Annotated in this window: 22 protein-coding genes; 10 read left to right on the top strand and 12 right to left on the bottom strand. The window is 62.0% G+C overall.

The features are described 5' to 3' along the window. Positions 1–3 precede the first annotated feature (3 nt). Positions 4–666 carry a response regulator gene (locus tag GTQ41_RS10990; RefSeq protein WP_047295015.1) on the top strand — a complete coding sequence of 221 codons (663 nt, stop codon included), beginning with the start codon at positions 4–6 and terminating at the stop codon, positions 664–666. Continuing rightward, the gene (locus GTQ41_RS10985) at positions 663–2,039 is read left to right on the top strand and encodes an ATP-binding protein (RefSeq protein ID WP_047295017.1); all 1,377 of its coding nucleotides are present in this window, start codon (positions 663–665) and stop codon (positions 2,037–2,039) included. Before GTQ41_RS10990 ends, GTQ41_RS10985 begins: the two co-directional genes overlap by 4 nt. Here GTQ41_RS10985 and GTQ41_RS10980 read toward each other — a convergent pair. From GTQ41_RS10980 to GTQ41_RS10955, 6 genes are all read right to left on the bottom strand, one after another. Continuing rightward, on the bottom strand, positions 2,028–2,606 hold the full coding sequence (locus tag GTQ41_RS10980; RefSeq protein ID WP_047295018.1) for a LysE family translocator: 579 nt from the start codon (positions 2,604–2,606) through the stop codon (positions 2,028–2,030). The two genes, GTQ41_RS10985 and GTQ41_RS10980, sit on opposite strands and share 12 nt — an antisense overlap. Positions 2,607–2,674: 68 nt before the next feature. Then, positions 2,675–3,514: an AraC family transcriptional regulator gene (locus GTQ41_RS10975; RefSeq protein ID WP_047295020.1), complete on the bottom strand. Its 840-nt coding sequence runs from the start codon at positions 3,512–3,514 to the stop codon at positions 2,675–2,677. A 102-nt stretch (positions 3,515–3,616) separates the two neighbouring features. Next, complete coding sequence (gene arsH, locus GTQ41_RS10970; protein ID WP_047295022.1) at positions 3,617–4,315, bottom strand: arsenical resistance protein ArsH; 699 nt, start codon at positions 4,313–4,315, stop codon at positions 3,617–3,619. A 12-nt stretch (positions 4,316–4,327) separates the two neighbouring features. After that, positions 4,328–4,798, bottom strand: coding sequence for an arsenate reductase ArsC (locus GTQ41_RS10965; RefSeq protein WP_047295024.1), 471 nt, complete (start codon positions 4,796–4,798; stop codon positions 4,328–4,330). Positions 4,799–4,824: 26 nt separating this feature from the next. Then, positions 4,825–5,172: a metalloregulator ArsR/SmtB family transcription factor gene (locus GTQ41_RS10960; protein WP_047295026.1), complete on the bottom strand. Its 348-nt coding sequence runs from the start codon at positions 5,170–5,172 to the stop codon at positions 4,825–4,827. Positions 5,173–5,437: 265 nt separating this feature from the next. Further along, on the bottom strand, positions 5,438–6,379 hold the full coding sequence (locus tag GTQ41_RS10955; protein ID WP_047295028.1) for a hypothetical protein: 942 nt from the start codon (positions 6,377–6,379) through the stop codon (positions 5,438–5,440). A gap of 306 nt (positions 6,380–6,685) precedes the next feature. Here GTQ41_RS10955 and GTQ41_RS10950 point away from each other — a divergent pair, with 306 nt between their 5' ends. Beyond that, entirely contained in the window at positions 6,686–7,369 is a 684-nt protein-coding gene (locus GTQ41_RS10950) for a response regulator transcription factor (protein WP_003223938.1), read from the top strand. Then, positions 7,347–8,741, top strand: coding sequence for a HAMP domain-containing sensor histidine kinase (locus GTQ41_RS10945; protein WP_047295030.1), 1,395 nt, complete (start codon positions 7,347–7,349; stop codon positions 8,739–8,741). Before GTQ41_RS10950 ends, GTQ41_RS10945 begins: the two co-directional genes overlap by 23 nt. Positions 8,742–8,939: 198 nt before the next feature. On the opposite strand, the gene GTQ41_RS10940 is transcribed toward GTQ41_RS10945, so the two are convergent. Further along, on the bottom strand, positions 8,940–9,737 hold the full coding sequence (locus GTQ41_RS10940; RefSeq protein WP_047295032.1) for an SDR family NAD(P)-dependent oxidoreductase: 798 nt from the start codon (positions 9,735–9,737) through the stop codon (positions 8,940–8,942). Between the two features lie 176 nt (positions 9,738–9,913). Here GTQ41_RS10940 and GTQ41_RS10935 point away from each other — a divergent pair, with 176 nt between their 5' ends. Continuing rightward, on the top strand, positions 9,914–10,573 hold the full coding sequence (locus GTQ41_RS10935; RefSeq protein WP_047295034.1) for an isoprenylcysteine carboxylmethyltransferase family protein: 660 nt from the start codon (positions 9,914–9,916) through the stop codon (positions 10,571–10,573). Positions 10,574–10,675: 102 nt separating this feature from the next. Here the strand turns inward: GTQ41_RS10935 and GTQ41_RS10930 are convergent, their stop codons facing one another. Then, positions 10,676–11,344: an HAD-IA family hydrolase gene (locus GTQ41_RS10930; protein ID WP_047295035.1), complete on the bottom strand. Its 669-nt coding sequence runs from the start codon at positions 11,342–11,344 to the stop codon at positions 10,676–10,678. A gap of 78 nt (positions 11,345–11,422) precedes the next feature. After that, positions 11,423–11,836: a response regulator gene (locus GTQ41_RS10925; RefSeq protein WP_041062997.1), complete on the bottom strand. Its 414-nt coding sequence runs from the start codon at positions 11,834–11,836 to the stop codon at positions 11,423–11,425. Between the two features lie 199 nt (positions 11,837–12,035). Here GTQ41_RS10925 and GTQ41_RS10920 point away from each other — a divergent pair, with 199 nt between their 5' ends. After that, complete coding sequence (locus GTQ41_RS10920; protein WP_047295038.1) at positions 12,036–12,977, top strand: class I SAM-dependent methyltransferase; 942 nt, start codon at positions 12,036–12,038, stop codon at positions 12,975–12,977. 132 nt (positions 12,978–13,109) lie between these two features. On the opposite strand, the gene GTQ41_RS10915 is transcribed toward GTQ41_RS10920, so the two are convergent. Continuing rightward, the gene (locus GTQ41_RS10915) at positions 13,110–13,889 is read right to left on the bottom strand and encodes a LuxR C-terminal-related transcriptional regulator (RefSeq protein WP_047295040.1); all 780 of its coding nucleotides are present in this window, start codon (positions 13,887–13,889) and stop codon (positions 13,110–13,112) included. Positions 13,890–14,000: 111 nt separating this feature from the next. Between GTQ41_RS10915 and GTQ41_RS10910 the strand changes: the two genes are divergently transcribed. Continuing rightward, positions 14,001–15,116 carry a polyamine ABC transporter substrate-binding protein gene (locus GTQ41_RS10910; protein WP_047295041.1) on the top strand — a complete coding sequence of 372 codons (1,116 nt, stop codon included), beginning with the start codon at positions 14,001–14,003 and terminating at the stop codon, positions 15,114–15,116. A 163-nt stretch (positions 15,117–15,279) separates the two neighbouring features. Then, complete coding sequence (locus GTQ41_RS10905; protein ID WP_047295043.1) at positions 15,280–16,398, top strand: P1 family peptidase; 1,119 nt, start codon at positions 15,280–15,282, stop codon at positions 16,396–16,398. 362 nt (positions 16,399–16,760) lie between these two features. Here the strand turns inward: GTQ41_RS10905 and GTQ41_RS10900 are convergent, their stop codons facing one another. Continuing rightward, on the bottom strand, positions 16,761–17,447 hold the full coding sequence (locus GTQ41_RS10900; RefSeq protein ID WP_047295045.1) for a GNAT family N-acetyltransferase: 687 nt from the start codon (positions 17,445–17,447) through the stop codon (positions 16,761–16,763). A 257-nt stretch (positions 17,448–17,704) separates the two neighbouring features. Here GTQ41_RS10900 and GTQ41_RS10895 point away from each other — a divergent pair, with 257 nt between their 5' ends. Beyond that, positions 17,705–18,028, top strand: a complete 324-nt coding sequence (locus tag GTQ41_RS10895; protein ID WP_047295047.1) for a YXWGXW repeat-containing protein — start codon at positions 17,705–17,707, stop codon at positions 18,026–18,028. A gap of 41 nt (positions 18,029–18,069) precedes the next feature. Further along, complete coding sequence (locus GTQ41_RS10890; protein WP_047295049.1) at positions 18,070–18,282, top strand: YXWGXW repeat-containing protein; 213 nt, start codon at positions 18,070–18,072, stop codon at positions 18,280–18,282. Between the two features lie 15 nt (positions 18,283–18,297). Here the strand turns inward: GTQ41_RS10890 and GTQ41_RS10885 are convergent, their stop codons facing one another. Beyond that, positions 18,298–18,858 (bottom strand): YceI family protein, encoded by a 561-nt coding sequence (locus GTQ41_RS10885; RefSeq protein ID WP_047295051.1) that lies wholly within the window; start codon positions 18,856–18,858, stop codon positions 18,298–18,300. Positions 18,859–18,913 lie beyond the last annotated feature (55 nt).

The following is an 18,913-nucleotide window of genomic DNA, read 5'->3' as shown; positions in this document are numbered from 1 at the left end:
CGCGTGCGTTTATTACTGATTGAGGATGACGTGGCCCTCGGTGAAGGCATTCATCAGGCCTTGGGCCGTGAGGGCTACACCGTCGACTGGTTGAAGGATGGCAGCAGCGCGTTGCATGCGCTGCTCAGTGAAACCTTTGACGTGGCGGTGCTCGATCTGGGCCTGCCGCGCATGGACGGCCTCGAAGTGCTGCGCCGCCTGCGAGACAGCGGTTCGAACCTGCCGGTGCTGATACTCACCGCCCGCGATGCCACCGAAGACCGCATCGCCGGGCTGGACGCCGGCGCTGACGACTATCTGGTCAAACCGTTCGACCTCGCCGAACTCAAGGCACGCCTGCGCGCTCTGTTGCGGCGCAGTGCGGGCCGCGCTCAGGCGCTGATCGAGCACGCCGGGATCAGCCTCAACCCCGGCACCCAGCAGGTCAGCTATCAGGGCCAACCCGTGGCGCTGACGCCCAAGGAATATCAATTGCTGCATGAATTGCTTTCGCCGCCGGGCCGGGTGATGACCCGCGATCAACTGATCCAGCTGCTTTACGGCTGGAACGAGGAAGCAGAAAGCAACACCCTGGAAGTGCACATCCATCACCTGCGCAAAAAATTCTCCACCGACCTGATCCGGACCATTCGCGGTGTGGGGTATCTGGTGGAGGAGCGTCGATGACCTCGATTCGTCGCCGCACGCTGACGCTGATCATCGGCCTCTTGCTCGCCGGTCTTGCCGTGCTCAGCGTGTTCAACCTGCACGACAGCAACCATGAAATCGCCGAAGTCTACGACGCACAACTGGCGCAAAACGCTCGGCTGCTGCAGGGCGTGATGCGCATGCCGCTGGCGAGCCAGGAACACTCGCAGTTGTATCAGGCGTTCAATCAGGCGCTCGGCGAAGCCAAGCCGCGGGTCGACGGTCACCCTTACGAAAGCAAGATCGCCTTCCAGGTGTGGAACCCGAAAAACGAAGTCCTGGTGCACACCGCCAGTGCGCCGTCGTTCACCGCGCCGCCGACGCGACCGGGTTTCAGTGATGTGGTGGACTTGAACGGTCGCCACTGGCGCGCCTTCATGCTCGAAGACCCGCAAAACGGGCTGCGCATCTGGGTTGGCGAACGCGACGATGTGCGGGCCGATCTGGTCGACCGCATCGTACGCCATACGCTGTGGCCGAACGTGCTGGGCAGTCTGATCCTCGCGGCGATGGTCTGGCTGGCCATCGGCTGGGGCCTCAAGCCGCTGGCGAACATGGCCGCGACCCTGCGCGCCCGTCACAGCGGCTCTTTGGAACCGTTGCAACTGACGCCCCTGCCCAGCGAGCTGGAACCGATGCAGGCGGCGCTCAACCGCATGCTTGCGCAGATCCAGGAAGTGCTTGGCCGCGAACGGCGCTTCATCGCCGACGCCGCTCACGAGATGCGTACGCCGCTGGCGGTGCTGCGGGTGCATGCGCAAAACCTGCTGGAGGCCGGTACCGAACAGGAGCGCCGCGAGTCGTTGCAGTTCCTGATTTCCGGGGTTGATCGCGCCAGTCGCCTGGTCAATCAATTGCTGACCATGGCGCGCCTGGAACCGAAATCCAACCCGCCGCCGCTGCAACGCATCGACGTCAGCGAAACCGTGCGCAACAGCCTGGTACAACTCACGCCGTGGCTGCTCAGCAAGCATCTCGAACTGGCCTTCGAAGACAGCGCACAAGCGTTGCACGTCATGGCCAGCACCGCCGCCATCGACATCGCCCTGAGCAACCTGATCACCAACGCCGCAAACTTCTCCCCGGAGAACGGGGTGATCACCGTCAAGCTGAGCGAGGCCGATGGCTGGTGCCTTTTGAGCGTCGAAGATCAGGGCCCGGGCATCGAGGAAGCCGATCGGGCACGGTTGTTCGAACGCTTTTACAGTCGCGGCAACGCCAACGGTGCAGGCCTGGGGCTGACCATCGTCAACACCATCGCGTTGCGCCTGGGCGGACGGATTACGTTGGTCAACCGGGCCGAGGGCGGCTTGTGCGCAACGTTGTCAGTGCCGATCAGCTCAGGCGTGTAGCAACGCCGCGGCGGATGAGACGACCAGCAGCACCGCCAGAATCCGGTTCAGCCACTGCAACTGCGCCGGATTACTCAGCCAACGCGCTGCACCGCGACCGAGCAACGCCCACAGCGCCAGACACGGCAACGACACCAGAAAGAACGCCAGGCACAACGCGTTCAAGCCCTGCCCTTGTGCGGTAAACACGCTGATCACGGCAATCGCCATCATCCACGACTTGGGGTTGACCCATTGCAACAGCGCGGCGCCGAGCAGGCCCAGTTCGGGTTTCTCTTCGCCGGCGGCGGGGTCGATGGCGGTGGCCGGCGCGCTGAAGATCTGCCACGCCAACCAGAGCATCCAGCCCATTCCCAGCGCACTGATCACCGGGCGCACGCCGGGCAGCATCAAAGTGCTGGCTCCCGCACCGGCCACCCACACCAGCGACGCAGCACCCGCTCCCGCGCCGAGGATGATCGGCAGGCACGGCCGCCAGCCACGTCGGGCACTGGTGCTGAGCACGATCAGATTGGTCGGCCCCGGAGTAACCGAGGCCACGAAGGCAAAGAGGATGAACGCAAGCATGGCACGGCCCTTTAGAAAGTCTGGGCCTACTCTGCCGGCTGCGCAGGGCTGCGGTCTTGAACGTTTGTTCAGCGCCGAGAGGTGCCGATGGCGCGTTGCTGATAGGCGCCCGGCGTGATGCCGTAAGCGCGTACGAACCAGCGGCCCAGATGGCTTTGGTCGGCGAACCCGAGGCGACTGGCGACGTCCACAGGCTGTATGCCGGCGGCGAGCATCTGCCGGCCGCGGCTGAGGCGCAACTGGATCAGCCACGCGTGCGGCGCGAGCCCATAGGCTGCCTTGAAGGCGCGGGTCAGGCGAAAGCGGTCGGTGCCGCAGACCTCGGCCAGGGTTTGCAGGCTGATGTCCTGTTCGTGAAAGGCCACCAGATAATCGCGCGCCTGACGAGCGATCAAAGGCGCGCGGCTGGCAGCGGTCGGTTGCGGTCGGCGATACAGATGAATCGCCAATCGTTCGAGCAAGGCGTCCAGCGCCACCTCGCGCACCATGCGCACGTCCTGTTGATGCAACGCATTGAACGCAAACAAGGTGGCGCGGGCCAGCTCGGGATCATCGTTGAGCACACTGCCGATGCCCGGCAAGCCGCTGCCATAACTGCCCAGATGCAAACCGTCCAGCGCCTGTTCCAGCCATGCCGGTTGCAGGTACAGCATGCGATAGGTGAAGCCGTCCGGGCTCGGCGCGTCGCCGTCATGAATGTCCCCGGGTTCGAGCATGAAGACTTTGCCCGGGGTACTGTCGTGCCGCGCCCGACGACTGTTGAAGCGCTGCACGCCTTGCTCGGTGAAACCGATCAGGTAGGTCTCATGCCAGTGCGGATCGTAGGCATGCGCATGCCCGGCGAAATGCGCGTGCAGGGTTTCGATGCCGGTTTCCCGGTCGTGGGCAAGGTCGATCCAGTTACTCATGGCTTGAATACGCTAATGGGCTGGCGCCAGTAATCCACAAATGCCCCGGAACGGCTAGAACGTTTGTGCACTGCCCGACCGATGAAGGCGTGTCGCGGCGCTTCAGATTGAGCGCTGATTGACCCGGGCCATCAGTTGCTCGGCGCTTTCCTTGCGTTCGGAATAGCGATCCACCAGAAAATCCTGGCGCTCGCGCAGCAGCACGGTGAACTTCACCAGTTCCTCCATCACATCGACCACGCGATCATAGAACGGCGAAGGTTTCATCCGCCCCGCCTCGTCGAATTCGGTAAAAGCCTTGGGCACCGAAGACTGATTGGGGATGGTGAACATGCGCATCCAGCGCCCCAGTACACGCAGTTGATTGACCACGTTGAACGATTGCGAACCGCCGCAGACCTGCATCACCGCGAGGGTTTTGCCCTGGGTCGGACGCACCGCGCCGAGTTCCAGCGGGATCCAGTCGATCTGCGCCTTGAACACCGCCGACATGGCGCCGTGGCGTTCCGGCGAACACCACACCTGGCCTTCCGACCAGAGCACCAGTTCGCGCAGTTCCTGCACTTTGGGATGATCGACCGGAGCGTCGTCCGGCAACGGCAAACCGGACGGATTGAAGATGCGCGTTTCAGCACCGAAGTGCTCCAGCAAGCGTGCGGCCTCCTCCACCAGCAGACGGCTGAAGGAGCGTTCGCGGGTCGAGCCGTAGAGCAGCAGGATGCGCGGTTTGTGTTCGTGCGAAGGTGGCGTGTTGCGGCCTTCGAACAGCGTGTGATCAAGATTGGGCAGGTGCTTTGACATATGTCCTCCGGCTCAAAGGGAGCCGATGCGATCCAGTTCACGCTGAAGCTCAACGCGGCTGAGTGTTTGGAAAGGAAGACCGAGGAAGGTTTTGCAGCGGCGCTCGATGATCGCCAGCGTGGCACGGAACGCCGCATCCACGGCCGCCTCATCACCGGTCACCTCGGAGGGATCCTCCAGCCCCCAATGGCATTTGATTGCCGGGCCGAAGTACACCGGGCAGGTTTCGCCAGCCGCCTTGTCGCAAACGGTGATGACGATGTCCGGCGGGTTGCCTTCGAAGGCGTCGTTGCCTTTGCTATATAAACCGTCGGTGGAGATACCGGCCTGTTGCAGCGTCGTCAGGCTGCGCGGCAGCACCTGGCCCTTGGGAAAACTGCCGGCGCTCACCGCCTCGAAGCCCTCCCGCGCCAGATGATTGAACATGGCTTCGGAAAGGATGCTGCGGCAACTGTTGGCCGTGCACATGAACAGGACACGCATGGGTAGCTCCCGGAAATATTTGAAGTTCAGCAGCACGCGGTTTCGCGGGCAGGACGGCCATCCATGTTGTGCAGGCGACAGGCGTTGTCCTTGAGCCAATCGATGTTGGCCTTGGCCGTGACGTTGAGGACCTGCCGGACCCAATCCGGCAGGTCCGGGTTGAGCCGGTAATAGACCCATTGGCCCTGACGCCGATCAAGCAACACCCCATTACTGCGCAATTGCGCGAGGTGGCGGCTGATTTTCGGCTGGCTGTCGTCGAGGGCGCACATCAGCTCGCAGACACACAGCTCACCCTGCTCGGCAATCAGCAAGGTGGCGCGCACGCGGGTTTCGTCGGCCAGGCTTTTGAACAGTTCGGTGGGGGTGAGCATGGGGTGGACTCGAACATATGGAAAACCGAATATACGGATATCCATATATTATTCAACCCCGAATTTCAGCAACAACGATGAGTCCTGTGAGAGCGTGCGTGGACGCAGAAAGCAAAAAGCCGCTTTCACCGTGAAGTGAAAGCGGCTGAGGCAAAGGCCTCAATAGAGCAACAGGATCAGTGCACGAACAGAGCGATCAGGATAATGATCGGGATTGGCACACCGAGGAAAAACAGTAATAGAGAGCGCATGGTGATTCTCCTTGTTAACGGACTGGCGGCAGCGTGGTGGTGGCGGTGTAAGTCTCGACTTCAACGTACTCGACTGCATCCCGACGACGGCCGCCGAAGGTGGCTGCCAGGCTGGCGAAGAACGCACCGGCCAACAGCGCAATGAACATCCACAGCGACGTCCAGGCAGCAACCTTGGCAGCGGTGTCAGCCGCCTGTTGGGCTTTGACCTTGGCATCGGCTATGGCTTTTTGAGTGCGCGCGTAAACCTCGTCGACCCGCTTCTCGGCGTCGGCCTGACTCAGGTTGGTCCGCTGTGCGACCAGCTGCGCGAGGTAGGTGCGGTCTTCAGGGCTGAGTTGGCCGTTGGCCAGGCTCTGGGCGAAGATCCGGGTCACCGCGCCATGCGCGGCGTCATCGCTGACGGACGCCGGACGGTCATCGCGAAACAGGCTGTCGACGAAGTAACCGTATTGATCGCTGTTGGTGTTTGCTGCAGCGGTACCGGCCGCCTGAGTCGCGGCAGCGGCTGCGCCACCGGCGACACTGGCACCGGCCTGCACACCGCCGCTGATGACACTGCTCACCGAGCCGACCACCAGCACAGCGGTGACCAGCGTCGCCACACACCAGGCGAGGAAGCCATGGGCGGTATCACGGAAATACACTTCATCTCCGTGCATGTTGGCCCACTTCACCCGCAGGCGGCCGGCGATGTAGCCACCCAGACCGGAGGCAATAATCTGCGTCGCCGCCAGCCAGACAATCGTGGAAATCCCCAGGCTCTTGGCGCTGACGCCCTCCCCGGCCCAAGGTGAAACGGCAGAGAATCCCAGACCGAAGCCAAGCAGCACCAGAATCATCGACAGTGCTGCAGCCGCCGCCGCGCCCGCGAAGATCGCGCCCCAGGACACGCCTGACACGTTGCTCGACTCTCCTTCGAAGGCCGGATAAAACCCATCAGAGGATCTATTCATTGTTGTAGTGCTCCAGGCATGAAAAATGGTGTTACAACTCGTCAGCAGATGAATTGCAGCGACCGTGCCAGTCGACACCTTTAAATAAATCTATATTTTTCAACGGCTTAAAAAGACTGAACTTCTCTGTTCATTGCAATTTGCAACAATGCACGCAAAGCAGCGGGTTTTCTGCATTGACGGCAAAACAGCCGGGCACCCGAATCTGCGTTTGTGACAGGCTATACATGAAAGTTAATTTAAAGCGCGACGGAAAATACTTGGCAAAATGCTGCCATCCCGTTTGAACCGATCAAGGCCTGCTCTATGACTCGTATTTTGACCATCGAAGACGACGCCGTGACTGCCCGTGAAATCGTTGCCGAACTCAGCAGCCACGGCCTGGAAGTGGATTGGGTCGACAATGGCCGCGAAGGTCTGGACCGTGCGGTCAGTGGTAACTACGACCTGATTACCCTCGACCGCATGCTGCCGGAACTCGATGGCCTGGCCATCGTTACCACCCTGCGCACCATGGGCGTGGCCACGCCGATTCTGATGATCAGCGCGCTCTCCGATGTCGATGAGCGTGTGCGCGGCTTGCGGGCTGGCGGCGATGATTACCTGACCAAGCCGTTCGCCACCGACGAAATGGCCGCGCGCGTGGAAGTGCTGCTGCGCCGCCAGAACAGTGTCGCCACCCAGGCCACCACATTGCAGGTGGCCGACCTCGAACTGGATCTGATCAGCCACGAAGCACGCCGCGCCGAGCAGGTGCTGACGCTGCTGCCGACCGAGTACAAGTTGCTGGAATTCCTCATGCGCAACAGCGGCCAGATCCTGTCGCGGATGATGATTTTCGAAGAAGTCTGGGGTTATCACTTCGACCCGGGCACCAACCTGATCGACGTGCACATCGGTCGTCTGCGCAAGAAGATCGACGCGGCGGGCAATGTTCCGCTGATTCGCACGGTACGGGGCTCGGGTTATGTCATTGCCGAACCCGTCTGACGGCTGGCGCTCCTCGAGCAGCCGTCTGCTGGCGCTGTACAGTTCGCTGTTCGTGGCCTGGAGCGCGATCCTCATGGGGGTCATGTACTTCGAAGTCTCCAGCTACCTCGATAACCTTGCCAAGCATTCGCTGATGCAACGTCAGCATCTGTTTTCGCACTTTCGCGGTGAACAACTGGAAGAAGCGCTCGCCGCCAGCATGACCTTCGACATCCGCGGTATCGACGCCTACGGCCTGTTCGACGCCCAGGGCGTGTACCTCGGTGGCGCCTTGCAGCAACTGCCCGAAGGCCTGCCGCTGGACGGCAAGATTCATACGCTGGATGACTGCGCCGATTCCGATGACCCGACCCTGCCCGCCGACAGCTGCGACGCGGTGGCGACCCAGACCCGCGATGGCCGCTGGCTGGTGTTGCTGCGCGATAACGGTTCGTTGTTCGCCGTGACACGGATCATTCTGCATGCCTTGTTCTGGGGTGTGTCACTGACGATCCTGCCGGGGATTGCCGGCTGGCATTTGTTGCGCCGTCGGCCGCTGCGGCGCATCCGCGCGATTCAGGACAGCGCCCAGGCCATTGTCGCCGGCGACCTGACTCACCGTTTGCCGCTGTCCAACCGCCGCGACGAACTGGACATGCTCGCCGCCATCGTCAACGCCATGCTCGATCGCATCGAACGGTTGATGCACGAAGTCAAAGGCGTGTGCGACAACATCGCCCATGACTTGCGCACGCCACTGACACGCCTGCGCGCGCAGTTGTATCGCATGCAGCAACAGGCCGGCGAAGGTTCGCCAGCAGCGGCGCAACTGGATCTGGTGCTGGCTGAGGCCGATACGCTGATGGCGCGGTTTCGCGGCTTGCTGCGGATTTCCGAACTGGAAGATCGTCAACGGCGCTCAGGATTTGTCGAGCTCGATCCGGTGCAATTGCTGGAGGAACTGCATGAGTTTTACCTGCCACTGGCCGAAGAAGGCGAACTGCTGTTCGTCCTCAACATGCCGGAAACCCTGCCGCCCCTCAATGGCGACCGCGCGTTGTTGTTCGAGGCGCTGGCCAATCTGTTGAGCAACTCGATCAAGTTCACCCCGGCGGGTGGCACGGTGATTTTGCGCGGCGTGAATGACAACGGGCATACGCGGATCGAAGTCCACGATTCCGGACCGGGGATTCCCGAAGCCGAGCGTGAGGCGGTGTTCCAGCGTTTCTATCGGGCCGAAGGCGGGCAACCGCAGAGCGGCTTTGGCCTGGGCCTGTCGATTGTGGCGGCGATTGTCAGCCTGCATGGCTTCAATCTTGAGGTGGGCAGCAGTGAACTGGGGGGCGCGAAGCTGGTGCTGGATTGCCGGCAGAGTTTGATCTCACAGTCCTGAATTTGCGCCGATCTTTCAAACTGATACATCCCCTGTGGGAGCTGGCTTGCCAGCGATGGCGACGGTCCAGTCAATATCTACTCGACTGAAACACCGTCATCGCTGGCAAGCCAGCTCCCACCGTTTTTTGTGCTGGATGATCAGGCCGGGTAATTGGCCCGCAGCGCCTCAAGGCCACCCTGATAGAGGCCGTTGAACTCAGATCGCCATACTGTCGACTACACCGCCATCCACGCGCAAGGCCGCGCCCGTGGTGGCGGAGGAAAACGGCGAGGCAATGTACGTGACCAGATGCGCCACCTCGGCAACGTCAGCCACCCGCTGGATGATCGAGGTCGGCCGCGCCCGGCGGACGAAAGCGTCGGCTTCATCGCGCAGGTTGCGACCGGACTCGGCCGCAGCGTCCTTGAGCATGTGCTCCACGCCGCCGGTAAAGGTCGGCCCCGGCAGGATCGCATTGACCGTCACGCCTGTGCCGGCCAGACGCTTGGCCAAGCCATGGGACACCGCGAGGTTGGCGCTTTTGGTCACGCCATAGTTGAGCATGTCGGCCGGGGTGGCCACACCGGATTCCGAAGACAGGAAAATGATCCGCCCCCAACCCTGCTCGACCATCGCCGGCGCGTAATGGCGCGCCAGGCGCACGCCGGAAATCACGTTGACCTCATAGAAGCGCGTCCACTCGCTGTCCGGGGTGTCGAAGAAATCCACGGCGTCGAAGATCCCCAGGTTGTTCACCAGAATGTCTGTACGCGGTTCAGCGGCGAAGAGTTTTTCCGCGCCTTCGGCGGTGCCCAGATCCGCCGTCAGACCCCGCAATTGCGCACCCGGCACCTGCTGCCGAATGCTCGCCAGCGCTTGCTCGACCTTGGCCGCTTCACGCCCGATGACCACCACCGTGGCGCCGGCTTCGGCCAGCGACTGGCTGATGCCCAGACCAATGCCACCCGTGCTGCCGCTGACGATGGCCAGTTTTCCACTCAAGTCGATTTTCATGGGTTCACCTCTTCGATAGGCAATACACGGACGAATAGAAGGAATGAATCAGCGTAGACGCGATGTCGGCCGTATGAAGACGTGGCCGACCAAAGACCGGTCGCGAACGATCCGACGCCTTCGCGGGTTGAGCGGCGTTCTACACTGAAAGGGTCAGCTGCTTTTTAGAGAACACCATGAAAATGTCTGCGCAAATGACCGTAGTCGCGGTGCTGGCCACCCTTGCCTATCTGGGGCTGGCGGTGTGGGGCATCGGCGGGCCGGCGGTGTTCTTCTCGCATCGGGCGCTGGTGCTGGTGGCACTGGCCACGGTATTGATGGTGCTGGCATCGCTGTTCACCGATGTGAACATGAGCTCGGGCGAGCGCGAGGACCGGGCCAATCGCTGGGTGATTCCGGCGTTCGGCGTCATCGGTCTGCTCAGCGGTTTTCTGCCGGCGTACTGCGATCGCATCGACTTCTGGACCTTCGGCGCTGAAGGCGTGCGCTGGCTCGGCGCGTTGCTGTTTATCGTCGGTGGCGCGCTGCGGCTGTGGCCGGTGTTTGTGCTGGGCCGACGGTTCAGCGGTCTGGTGGCGATTCAGCCGGGACATCGGTTGGTCACCGACGGCATTTACACGCGCCTGCGCAACCCGAGCTACCTGGGGTTGGTGATCAATGCCGTGGGCTGGGCGCTGGCGTTTCGTTCCAGTGTCGGGTTGATTCTGGCGGCGCTGACATTGATTCCGTTGATCGCGCGTATCCACTCGGAAGAAGCCTTGCTGCGCGGGCAGTTTGGTGCGGAGTACGAGGCTTATTGCGCACGTAGCTGGCGCTTGTTACCGGGCGTCTACTGACCCTGTAGGAGCTGCCGAAGGCTGCGATCTTTTGACCTTGCTTTCGAAAATCAAAGGCAAAAGATCGCAGCCTGCGGCAGCTCCTACAGGGAATGGGTGATATCAGGTCTTCTGCAGGTGCAGTTGGCCTTGGCTGTTGGCGGTGACGCTCAGCGACTCATAACTGTCGATCGTCGCGTGGCGGGTGTCGAGCGGATGCTGGTGCGTTGTGGTGATGATCATCAGCGCCGCTCCGGCCGCTTCAGCAGCCTGGATGCCGACGGTGGCGTCTTCGAAAATCAGGCAATCGGCGGGATCAAGCCCCAGACGCTGCGCGGCCAGACGATAACCCGCCGGATCGGGCTTGCCTGCCGTCACATCCTCAGCGGTAATCATCACCGCAGGCTCGGCAATCCCCGCCGCCGCCATGCGGCGCAACGCCAGATCCCGAGGCGCCGAGGTCACCATGGCCCAACGCTGCGCAGGCAGGCTGTCGAGAAACGCCGCGGCCCCGGGAATCTGCACAATCCCTTCGACATCATCGATTTCCGCCTGCGCGATGAACGCCGCTTGCGCCTCGGCATCAACCCCCGGCAGGTTCAGCCGGCGGATGGTGTCGATGGCGCGGGCACCGTGAATGGTCGGCAGAAACGTTTCGACATCCACGCCGTGGCGCTCGGCCCACGCCGCCCAGACGCGCTCGGCAGCGGCAATGGAATTGAGGACGGTGCCGTCCATGTCGAACAGGAACGCGCCGAACGCGCGATCGAAGACGTTATCGTGAGCAGACAAAAGGTCGCATCCTTTGACAGAACTGGGCGGATTGGCCGGGCAATGTAGCATTTTTGCCCGGCGATTCGACCCGAGGACTCAGTGCAGACGCGCGGCCTTGGACTTGAACGCGCTGTCGACACAATCGAGCAACTGGCCGATGGCCCAGGGCTTTTTGATGAACGCCACCGGGTGCTTGACCCCGGAGGTCTCCGGCGTTTCATAACCGGACATGACCATCACCGGTTTGTCCGGCCAGCGTTCGCCGACCAGATTGGCCAGCCCCGCGCCGTTGATTTCACCGGGCATGGTGATATCGGTCAGCAGCAGCGCGACTTCCGGCGCGTGCGCTTCCAGATACAGCTTGGCGGCATCCGCACTGGTTTGCGGCTCGACCTTGAAACCTTCCTCCTGAAGAATTTCGCAGAGAAATTCCAGAATCAACGGGTCGTCCTCAACCACCAGAATCAACCCGCCAGGAAGGTGCGCGCTCGGCGTCGGTGTTGGACTCATGAACTGGCACTCCCTGAATTGCATTAACGACTTAGCGGCTCAAATCCGCTGCTTATCAGGTATGAGCAGCGCGCCCTGCATAAATTCATTTTTGATACAGGTCTTTTCTTAACAGTGGTCAATGGCCTTGGCTGTCGGGCGTTCGTCAGCCGGCTTTTGTGGTTAAAATGCCGGCCCTTTTGCTTGCCGACCGTGACTGATGAACCCTGAAGCCCTCGCCACCCTCCGCGCCCACTTGTTGCCTGCACTGGCGGCCGCACCGAGCGAAACCCGTCGCCTGTTCCATGGTCGTGGACGTTGCTGGCCGGGGCTGGAGCAACTGACAGTGGACTGGCTGCAAGGCGTGGTGCTGGTCTCGCTGTTCAAGGAACCGGCACCGGAACAGCTCGAAGCGCTCAAGCACGTGCTGCTCGACCTCAGCACCTCGGCCGAGTGGCTGCAGTCCGGCGCCCACACCCTGCTGCTGCAACATCGCTATTTGCCGCAAAGCACCGCCGAATGCTTGCTGGGGGATGCCATCGACGAGATGAGCATCGTCGAGGGCGGCTTGCAATACCGCGTCGATCTGGGCCGCAAGCAGAACGCGGGTCTGTTTCTCGACATGCGTTACGGGCGCAACTGGGTGCGTGAACAAGCGGCGGGCAAACGCGTGCTGAACCTGTTCGCCTACACCTGCGGGTTTTCCGTGGCGGCGATCGAAGGTGGCGCCCGCCATGTGGTCAACCTCGACATGTCCCGCGCCGCGCTGAGCCGTGGTCGCGACAATCACCGCTTGAACGGGCATGACCTGAGCAAGGTGAGCTTCCTCGGCCACGACCTGTTCAAGTCCTGGGGCAAGGTGATCAACAGCGGCCCTTACGACCTGGTGATCATCGACCCGCCATCATTCCAGAAAGGCAGTTTCCTGCTGACCAAGGATTACCAGCGCGTGCTGCGTCGTTTGCCGGAATTGCTCACGGCAGACGGCACGGTGCTGGCGTGCATGAATGATCCGTCGTTGGGTTCGGGCTTTTTGATTGATGGCGTGACTCAGGAGGCGCCAAGTCTGCGCTTTGAGCAGCGGCTGGAGAATCCGCCGGAGTTTCCGGATGTCGATCCCGAGAGCGGCCTGAAGGCGCTGGTGTTCAAACGTTTCGATTGACCTGACACCCCGCCAACACCGCTGATCCCTGTGGGAGCTGGCTTGCCAGCGATGGCGGTGTTTCTGGTAACGAGGATGTCAGCTGTGCCGCCCTCATCGCTGGCAAGCCAGCTCCCACAGGGGTTTGGTGGGTCAGGAAATGGGTGGACGCAACACCAGCGCAAACAGTTCACCATGCCCGTTCACGTTGAGCTTGTGATAGAGATTGCGCCGATGAACCTTCACCGTCTCCGGCGAAATCCCCATCTGCTGGGCGATGGCCTTGCTGGAGAACCCTTGCAGAATCAGCCGCGCGGTGTCGACTTCGCGCAGGGTCAGACGCGCGTCGAAGCGATCAAGCAGCGTCGCCAGATCCCCCGCCACCGGCTCGGTGCCGGTCCCTTGCGGCGGCAATAGCTGCACGTGACGGCGCATCGCCGCCAGCACCCAGTCGCGCACGCACAACAGACGGCCCTGCTCGACCAGGTCGAAAGCCGTCGAGCGCCCCAGCGACAGGCCCAGTACACCGCCCTCGACGTTGATCATGAACTGCAACTCGTCCTCACCGACCACCGAGCGAAAGTAGCTCTGGTAATACTCGCTATGCAGAAACTGATCCGGCGCCACCGAAGCCAGACTGTGCAGGCCATCGGCGATGCCGGTCGAGGCGGTTTGGTAGAACGGATCAAGCAGGTACATCCCGGCGCTGTAGCTGGCCAGCTCTTCCTGCTCGTCGGCGCGGCCCTTGCTGTCGAAGTCGATCAGCAGCTGCGGCGCCTGCCCCGCCTTCATCAGCGCCACCAACGCGTTGTCCAGCGGCACCAGCAGCCGCAGCGTGTCCACCAGCGCACGCCAGAAAGCGTCCTGGCCGACGGCGGCAAACACCCGCGCCAGACTTTGATGCACCGGCAACTCCTGCAACAACGCGTCCACGCACTACCCCTTTTGTGTAACCCATGATGGGAATGGGTCAGGCGCGCCCGCCCCGATAGGCTGAGCACTCCTGTCAATCACCGGCCTGCCGCAGGCCAGGAGTGCCGCATCATGCGTTGTCGTCGTGGCTATATCAACCGGGGCATCAACCTTGGCCTGCTCGCCTGTCTGGGCGTCACATTCGCTGCCAGTGCCGCCGACGCACCGAGCGTGCACGTCTACAACTGGTACGACTACATCGGCCCCACGACCCTCGCTGATTTCAAGCGCGACAGCGGTATTCAGCCGGTTTACGACACGTTCGACAGTGCCGAAGTGCTCGAAGGCAAACTGTTGACCAGCCGCAGCGGTTACGACGTGGTGGTGGCGAGCAACTTCAGCCTGCCGACGCTAATCAAGGCCGGCGCCCTCACCCCGCTGCCGCGCGATCAACTGCCGGGCTGGAAGAATCTGGACAGCGATCTGCTGAGCAAACTGGCCAACAACGACCCCGGCAATCAATACGCCGTGCCTTATCTGTGGGGCACCAACGGCATCGGCTACAACGTCGACAAGGTGCGCGCCGCGCTCGGCGACAGGGCGCCGCTGGATTCCTGGGATCTGGTATTCAAGGAAGAGAACCTCGCCAGGCTTGGTCAGTGCGGGGTGGCGATGCTCGACTCGCCATCGGAAATGCTCCCGGTGGCCCTGCACTACCTCGGGTTGCCGCCCAACAGCACCAACCCCGAGGATTATCAGAAAGCCGAAGCGCTGCTGCTCAAGTTGCGCCCGCACATTGCCTACTTCAACTCGTCGAAATTCATCAGTGACCTGTCCAACGGCAACATCTGCGTGGCGGTCGGTTGGTCCGGCGCGATGCTCGAAGCCAAGACCAACGCCGAGCAGGCCAACAACGGTGTGAAGATCGCCTACAGCCTGCCCAAGGAAGGCGCGCCGGTGTGGTTCGACACGCTGGTGCTGCTCAAGGATGCGCCGAACCGCACTCAGGGCCTGGCGTTCATCGACTACCTGCTGCGCCCGGAAGTGATCGCGCCGGTCAGTGATCACCTGTCGTACCCCAACGGCAACCGCGCCGCGACCCCGCTGGTGGCCGCAGCCACGCGGGATAACCCGGCGGTGTATCCGTCGGCGGCGGCGATGGCCACGTTGTACACCCTGGAGCCGCTGCCCAAAGCCTCCGAACGCGTGCGCACGCGGGTGTGGAGCAAGGTCAAGAACGGCCAGTAACCCAACCCATTTCCCCTGTGGGAGCGAGCTTGCTCGCGAATGCGTCGGGTCAGTCAACATCTCCTTTGAATGACACACCGCCTTCGCGGGCAAGCCACGCTCCCACAGGGTTTTGTGTTCAGCCCCACTCATTCATTTCTGCCTTGTTATAGAGAGACAACCCATGAAACCCCGTGCCCGTGACCTCAACATCCGCATCGGCCAACTGCAACCCGGCCCGCTCAACGCCATCACCGATGTCCCCGGCGTGCGCGTCGGCCACAGTAACGTGCGTGGCCGCAGCGACAGCGGACGCGACATCTGCACCGGCGTTACCGTGATCGAACCGCGCCGTGGCTCAAGCAACCAGCAACCGTGTTTTGCCGGGGTGCATGTGCTTAATGGCAACGGCGATGCCACCGGCCTTGAGTGGATTCGCGAGGCCGGGCTGCTGACCAGTCCCATCGCCTTCACCAACACCCACAGCCTCGGCGTGGTGCGCGATGCACTGATTGCGCTGGACCGCCAACAGCAACCGGACGACGGGCGCCTCTACTGGAACATGCCGGTTGTACTGGAAACCTTCGATGGCTTGCTCAACGACATCAACGGTTTTCACGTCAAGCCCGAACATGTCGCCGAGGCGCTGAATTGCGCGCATGCCGGTGCCGTTGAAGAAGGCGCTGTCGGTGGCGGCAGCGGCATGATCTGCCATGAATTCAAGGGTGGGATCGGCAGCGCCTCACGGCGTTTGAGCAGCGCTCAGGGCGGCTGGACGGTGGGTGCGATCGTGCAGGCCAACCACGGCATTCGCAGCGAGTTGCGGGTCGACGGTTATCCGGTGGGCCGCTACATGGAGCAGGTCGATTCGCCGTTCCTGCGTGCCTCGCTGCCGCATCCGGGCATGGGTTCGATCGTGGTCTGCCTGGCCACTGACGCACCGCTGCTGCCGCATCAATGCACGCGTCTGGCACAGCGCGCCAGCCTTGGTCTGGCGCGCAGCGGCGGCGGCAACGAAGACCACAGCGGCGACATCTTCATCGCCTTCGCCACCGGCAACGAACAGGTGCCGCCCGCTGCCTACGAGGGCAAAGGCGCGCCGACCTGCGACGGCTTGCGCATGGTCAACAACGACCACATCAGCGAACTGTTCCTCGCCGCCACCGAAGCGGTCGAAGAAGCGATCATCAACGCCCTGCTCGCCAGTGAGAGCACCGAGGGCAACGGGCATGCGGTGCCGGGGCTGGACAAGGAAACACTGCTCGCCGCACTGGCCAAGGCCGGCTGGCCCGGATCACGCTAACGCTATAAAAACCTGTAGGAGCTGCGGCACGCTGCGATCTTTTGACCTTGCTTTCAAAAAATCAAAAGATCGCAGCGTGCCGCAGCTCCTACAGAGGGAGTCAGCGGTGCTCAACGACCACGTCATCATCCGCTTCGCGCTATATCAGGATTTCGACACGCGGTACTTGAGTCAGCCTCTGCGCGTTCCCATGATGAAGATACGCAGGCACTTCACTCCTGAGCGCCTGCGTAGGGATCGGGTGTTCTGAACCCCAAATCAAGCCCGCTCCCTGTTTCATGCGCAGCTTGAGCCTCATGGGCTCTACTTCTCCCCATCAAAGAGCCTTGAGGCTCTTTTTTTGTCCGTTTTTTGCCGCTGACTCAGTGCAACGTCAGCCGCTGGCGCACGAATTCTTCAGTGTGCCGGGTGACCTGATCGAGATGCCGGTCGCGCTGCTTCTCGGCATCGAGCATCGCGCGCTTGCCGTTCTTCTGCAGCAGGTAGGTGTGGATCTGCTGCACCTCCAGCGAGCGGTAGATCGGTGTGGTGTCGATAAAACCGCGCAGGCCGTTGCTGCGGTAATGCCGGGTGCTCATCAGCACCTGGGTTTCGCGAGCGCCGATCACCTCGAACCCCAGCGCTTCGAAATACGGCACCTTGCCGACACTGCAGGTCAGTTCGGCATGCGGGTAACGGCTGAACATCTCGCCGATCATCGCCCGCGCCACGCCCTGGCGCCGATAGCCTTCACGCACGGCCATGTAGGCAACGCTGCACGCTTCCCAGTCGCCCTGCACCGGCAAGTACAAAAGGAAACCGGTGACCTGCTCCGGATCGTCCTCGGCGGTCGCCACCAGCAATTCCACCTCGGTTCCCTTCTCGCCGTTCAGCGCTTCCAGATACAGATGCACCTCATAGCCGACCGCGTACTGATAGACGTTGTACAGCAGGTTGCTCGGGCCAAGACCGACCGCGCTGATGTCGGTGAGGTAATCGACCACCAGTTGCAGAATCTGGCTGTTGACGCTTTCGGGGCATGGGGATTTGTAGTGGGTGATGCGTGGCATGACGGGTGAACTCCGGCGAAAAACCGCGCCATCATACCCTGTCCCGACGCCTGCTCTGTGTAGGAGCTGCCAAGGGGTGCGATCTTTTGGCTTTATAGAAGCAAGATCAAAAGATCGCAGCCTGCGGCAGCTCCTACAGGGGAGCTCGCGGTTGACCTGAAGAAAATTTCATCCTCCGTGAAGCGGATTTTTCGCCGATTTGGCGTCCAATTCTTCAGCTGCGTTCACTTTTTTCACGCAGGCCTTGAGGAGTTGTCATGAGCGTGTTGCGTTCACTGTTCAAATGGCGCAAGACCCTGCTGCTGGTGCCGATGACACTGGCCGCATTGGCCAGTGCGCCGGTGTTTGCCCAGCAGGTGGTGATTGTTCAGCAAGCCCCGCCGCCGATGCGCATGGAAGTGATGCCCGGCGCGCGTCCCGGGTATGTCTGGGATCAGGGCCACTGGCGCTGGGAAGGACGCGGTTATGTTTGGATGCCCGGCCATTGGCAACCGGTGCGTCATGGTGCGCACTGGCGACCGGGGCACTGGCAGGCACGCGGGCCGAACTGGTTCTGGGTTGAAGGGCGCTGGGTGCGCTGATTGGCCGTCGACCTGCACACTTCTTCTATAAGGAACAGCCCATGTCCAGAAGCATTAAAGCCTTGCTCGCCACCGCACTGGTGGCGATCACCCTGTCCGGTTGCGTCGTCGAGCCGGTCCGTCCGCACCGGCCACCGCCGCCGGTGGAAGTGGTGCCGGTGATGCCTGCGCCGGGCTATCACTGGGTCGCCGGTCATTACCGCTGGGGTGGCCATGAATGGCGCTGGGTGCCGGGACACTGGCGCGCCTACTAACCGCAACGGCTGGCGTCACTGCTGTGGCGCCACCACTTTGAAGGAAATGGCAATGTCGTTGGACACGACGGTATCCGCCCACTCCCCCGCTCCGAGCCCGAATTCGCTGCGCTTGAGCACCAGCTCGCCGTCGAAAATGCCGATCGCGCTGTCCGGCTTCAGCTCGACCGGCACCTGCACCTCGCGGGTAATGCCTTTGACGGTAAGCAGACCGGCGACCAGATAGCGGTTGTTCGCCACGCGGGTAAAACGGCTGGATACGAACACCGCTTCGGGAAAGCGCTGGGTGTCGAACCACGCCGGTTTCACCAGCTCGGTATTGGCGTTGTCGCTGCCGGCATTGATGCTGGCCAGGTCGATGTGCAACGTAGTGTGGGCGTTGGCGAGGTTGTCGCTGTCGAACTGCAGCGTCGCGTCGAACTTGTCGAAGGTGCCATAGACCTGGTCGCCGAATTGCTTGTAAATGAAGCTGATCTTGCTGGCGGTAGTGTTGACGCGATTGTATTCAGCGGCCTGCGCGCAGGCCATGACGCACAGGCCGGTAAACAGTGCCGCAGCGGTGAATCGGACACGCATGGGATTCTCCGGACAGGGCAAACCTTCGAGGCCTCGATTGACTTAAGCAAACAAC

Origin of the sequence: Pseudomonas sp. AN-B15, assembly GCF_019056475.1 — a bacterium.
Lineage (GTDB): Bacteria > Pseudomonadota > Gammaproteobacteria > Pseudomonadales > Pseudomonadaceae > Aquipseudomonas > Aquipseudomonas parakoreensis.
Note: the sequence above shows the minus strand (reverse complement) of the source record. Positions and strands in the feature narration are given on the sequence as shown.

Bases quoted from the DNA above. Each gene is read 5' to 3' on its own strand.
- GTQ41_RS10940 (WP_047295032.1), bottom strand. From the start codon at position 9,737: ATGAAAATCGACTTGAGTGGAAAACTGGCCATCGTCAGCGGCAGCACG.
- GTQ41_RS10975 (WP_047295020.1), bottom strand. From the start codon at position 3,514: ATGAGTAACTGGATCGACCTTGCCCACGACCGGGAAACCGGCATCGAA.
- GTQ41_RS10925 (WP_041062997.1), bottom strand. From the start codon at position 11,836: ATGAGTCCAACACCGACGCCGAGCGCGCACCTTCCTGGCGGGTTGATT.
- GTQ41_RS10935 (WP_047295034.1), top strand. From the start codon at position 9,914: ATGAAAATGTCTGCGCAAATGACCGTAGTCGCGGTGCTGGCCACCCTT.
- GTQ41_RS10945 (WP_047295030.1), top strand. From the start codon at position 7,347: ATGTCATTGCCGAACCCGTCTGACGGCTGGCGCTCCTCGAGCAGCCGT.
- GTQ41_RS10965 (WP_047295024.1), bottom strand. From the start codon at position 4,798: ATGCGTGTCCTGTTCATGTGCACGGCCAACAGTTGCCGCAGCATCCTT.
- GTQ41_RS10920 (WP_047295038.1), top strand. From the start codon at position 12,036: ATGAACCCTGAAGCCCTCGCCACCCTCCGCGCCCACTTGTTGCCTGCA.
- GTQ41_RS10885 (WP_047295051.1), bottom strand. From the start codon at position 18,858: ATGCGTGTCCGATTCACCGCTGCGGCACTGTTTACCGGCCTGTGCGTC.
- GTQ41_RS10910 (WP_047295041.1), top strand. From the start codon at position 14,001: ATGCGTTGTCGTCGTGGCTATATCAACCGGGGCATCAACCTTGGCCTG.
- GTQ41_RS10905 (WP_047295043.1), top strand. From the start codon at position 15,280: ATGAAACCCCGTGCCCGTGACCTCAACATCCGCATCGGCCAACTGCAA.
- GTQ41_RS10985 (WP_047295017.1), top strand. From the start codon at position 663: ATGACCTCGATTCGTCGCCGCACGCTGACGCTGATCATCGGCCTCTTG.
- GTQ41_RS10955 (WP_047295028.1), bottom strand. From the start codon at position 6,379: ATGAATAGATCCTCTGATGGGTTTTATCCGGCCTTCGAAGGAGAGTCG.
- GTQ41_RS10890 (WP_047295049.1), top strand. From the start codon at position 18,070: ATGTCCAGAAGCATTAAAGCCTTGCTCGCCACCGCACTGGTGGCGATC.
- GTQ41_RS10895 (WP_047295047.1), top strand. From the start codon at position 17,705: ATGAGCGTGTTGCGTTCACTGTTCAAATGGCGCAAGACCCTGCTGCTG.
- GTQ41_RS10960 (WP_047295026.1), bottom strand. From the start codon at position 5,172: ATGCTCACCCCCACCGAACTGTTCAAAAGCCTGGCCGACGAAACCCGC.
- GTQ41_RS10980 (WP_047295018.1), bottom strand. From the start codon at position 2,606: ATGCTTGCGTTCATCCTCTTTGCCTTCGTGGCCTCGGTTACTCCGGGG.
- GTQ41_RS10900 (WP_047295045.1), bottom strand. From the start codon at position 17,447: ATGCCACGCATCACCCACTACAAATCCCCATGCCCCGAAAGCGTCAAC.
- GTQ41_RS10950 (WP_003223938.1), top strand. From the start codon at position 6,686: ATGACTCGTATTTTGACCATCGAAGACGACGCCGTGACTGCCCGTGAA.
- arsH (WP_047295022.1), bottom strand. From the start codon at position 4,315: ATGTCAAAGCACCTGCCCAATCTTGATCACACGCTGTTCGAAGGCCGC.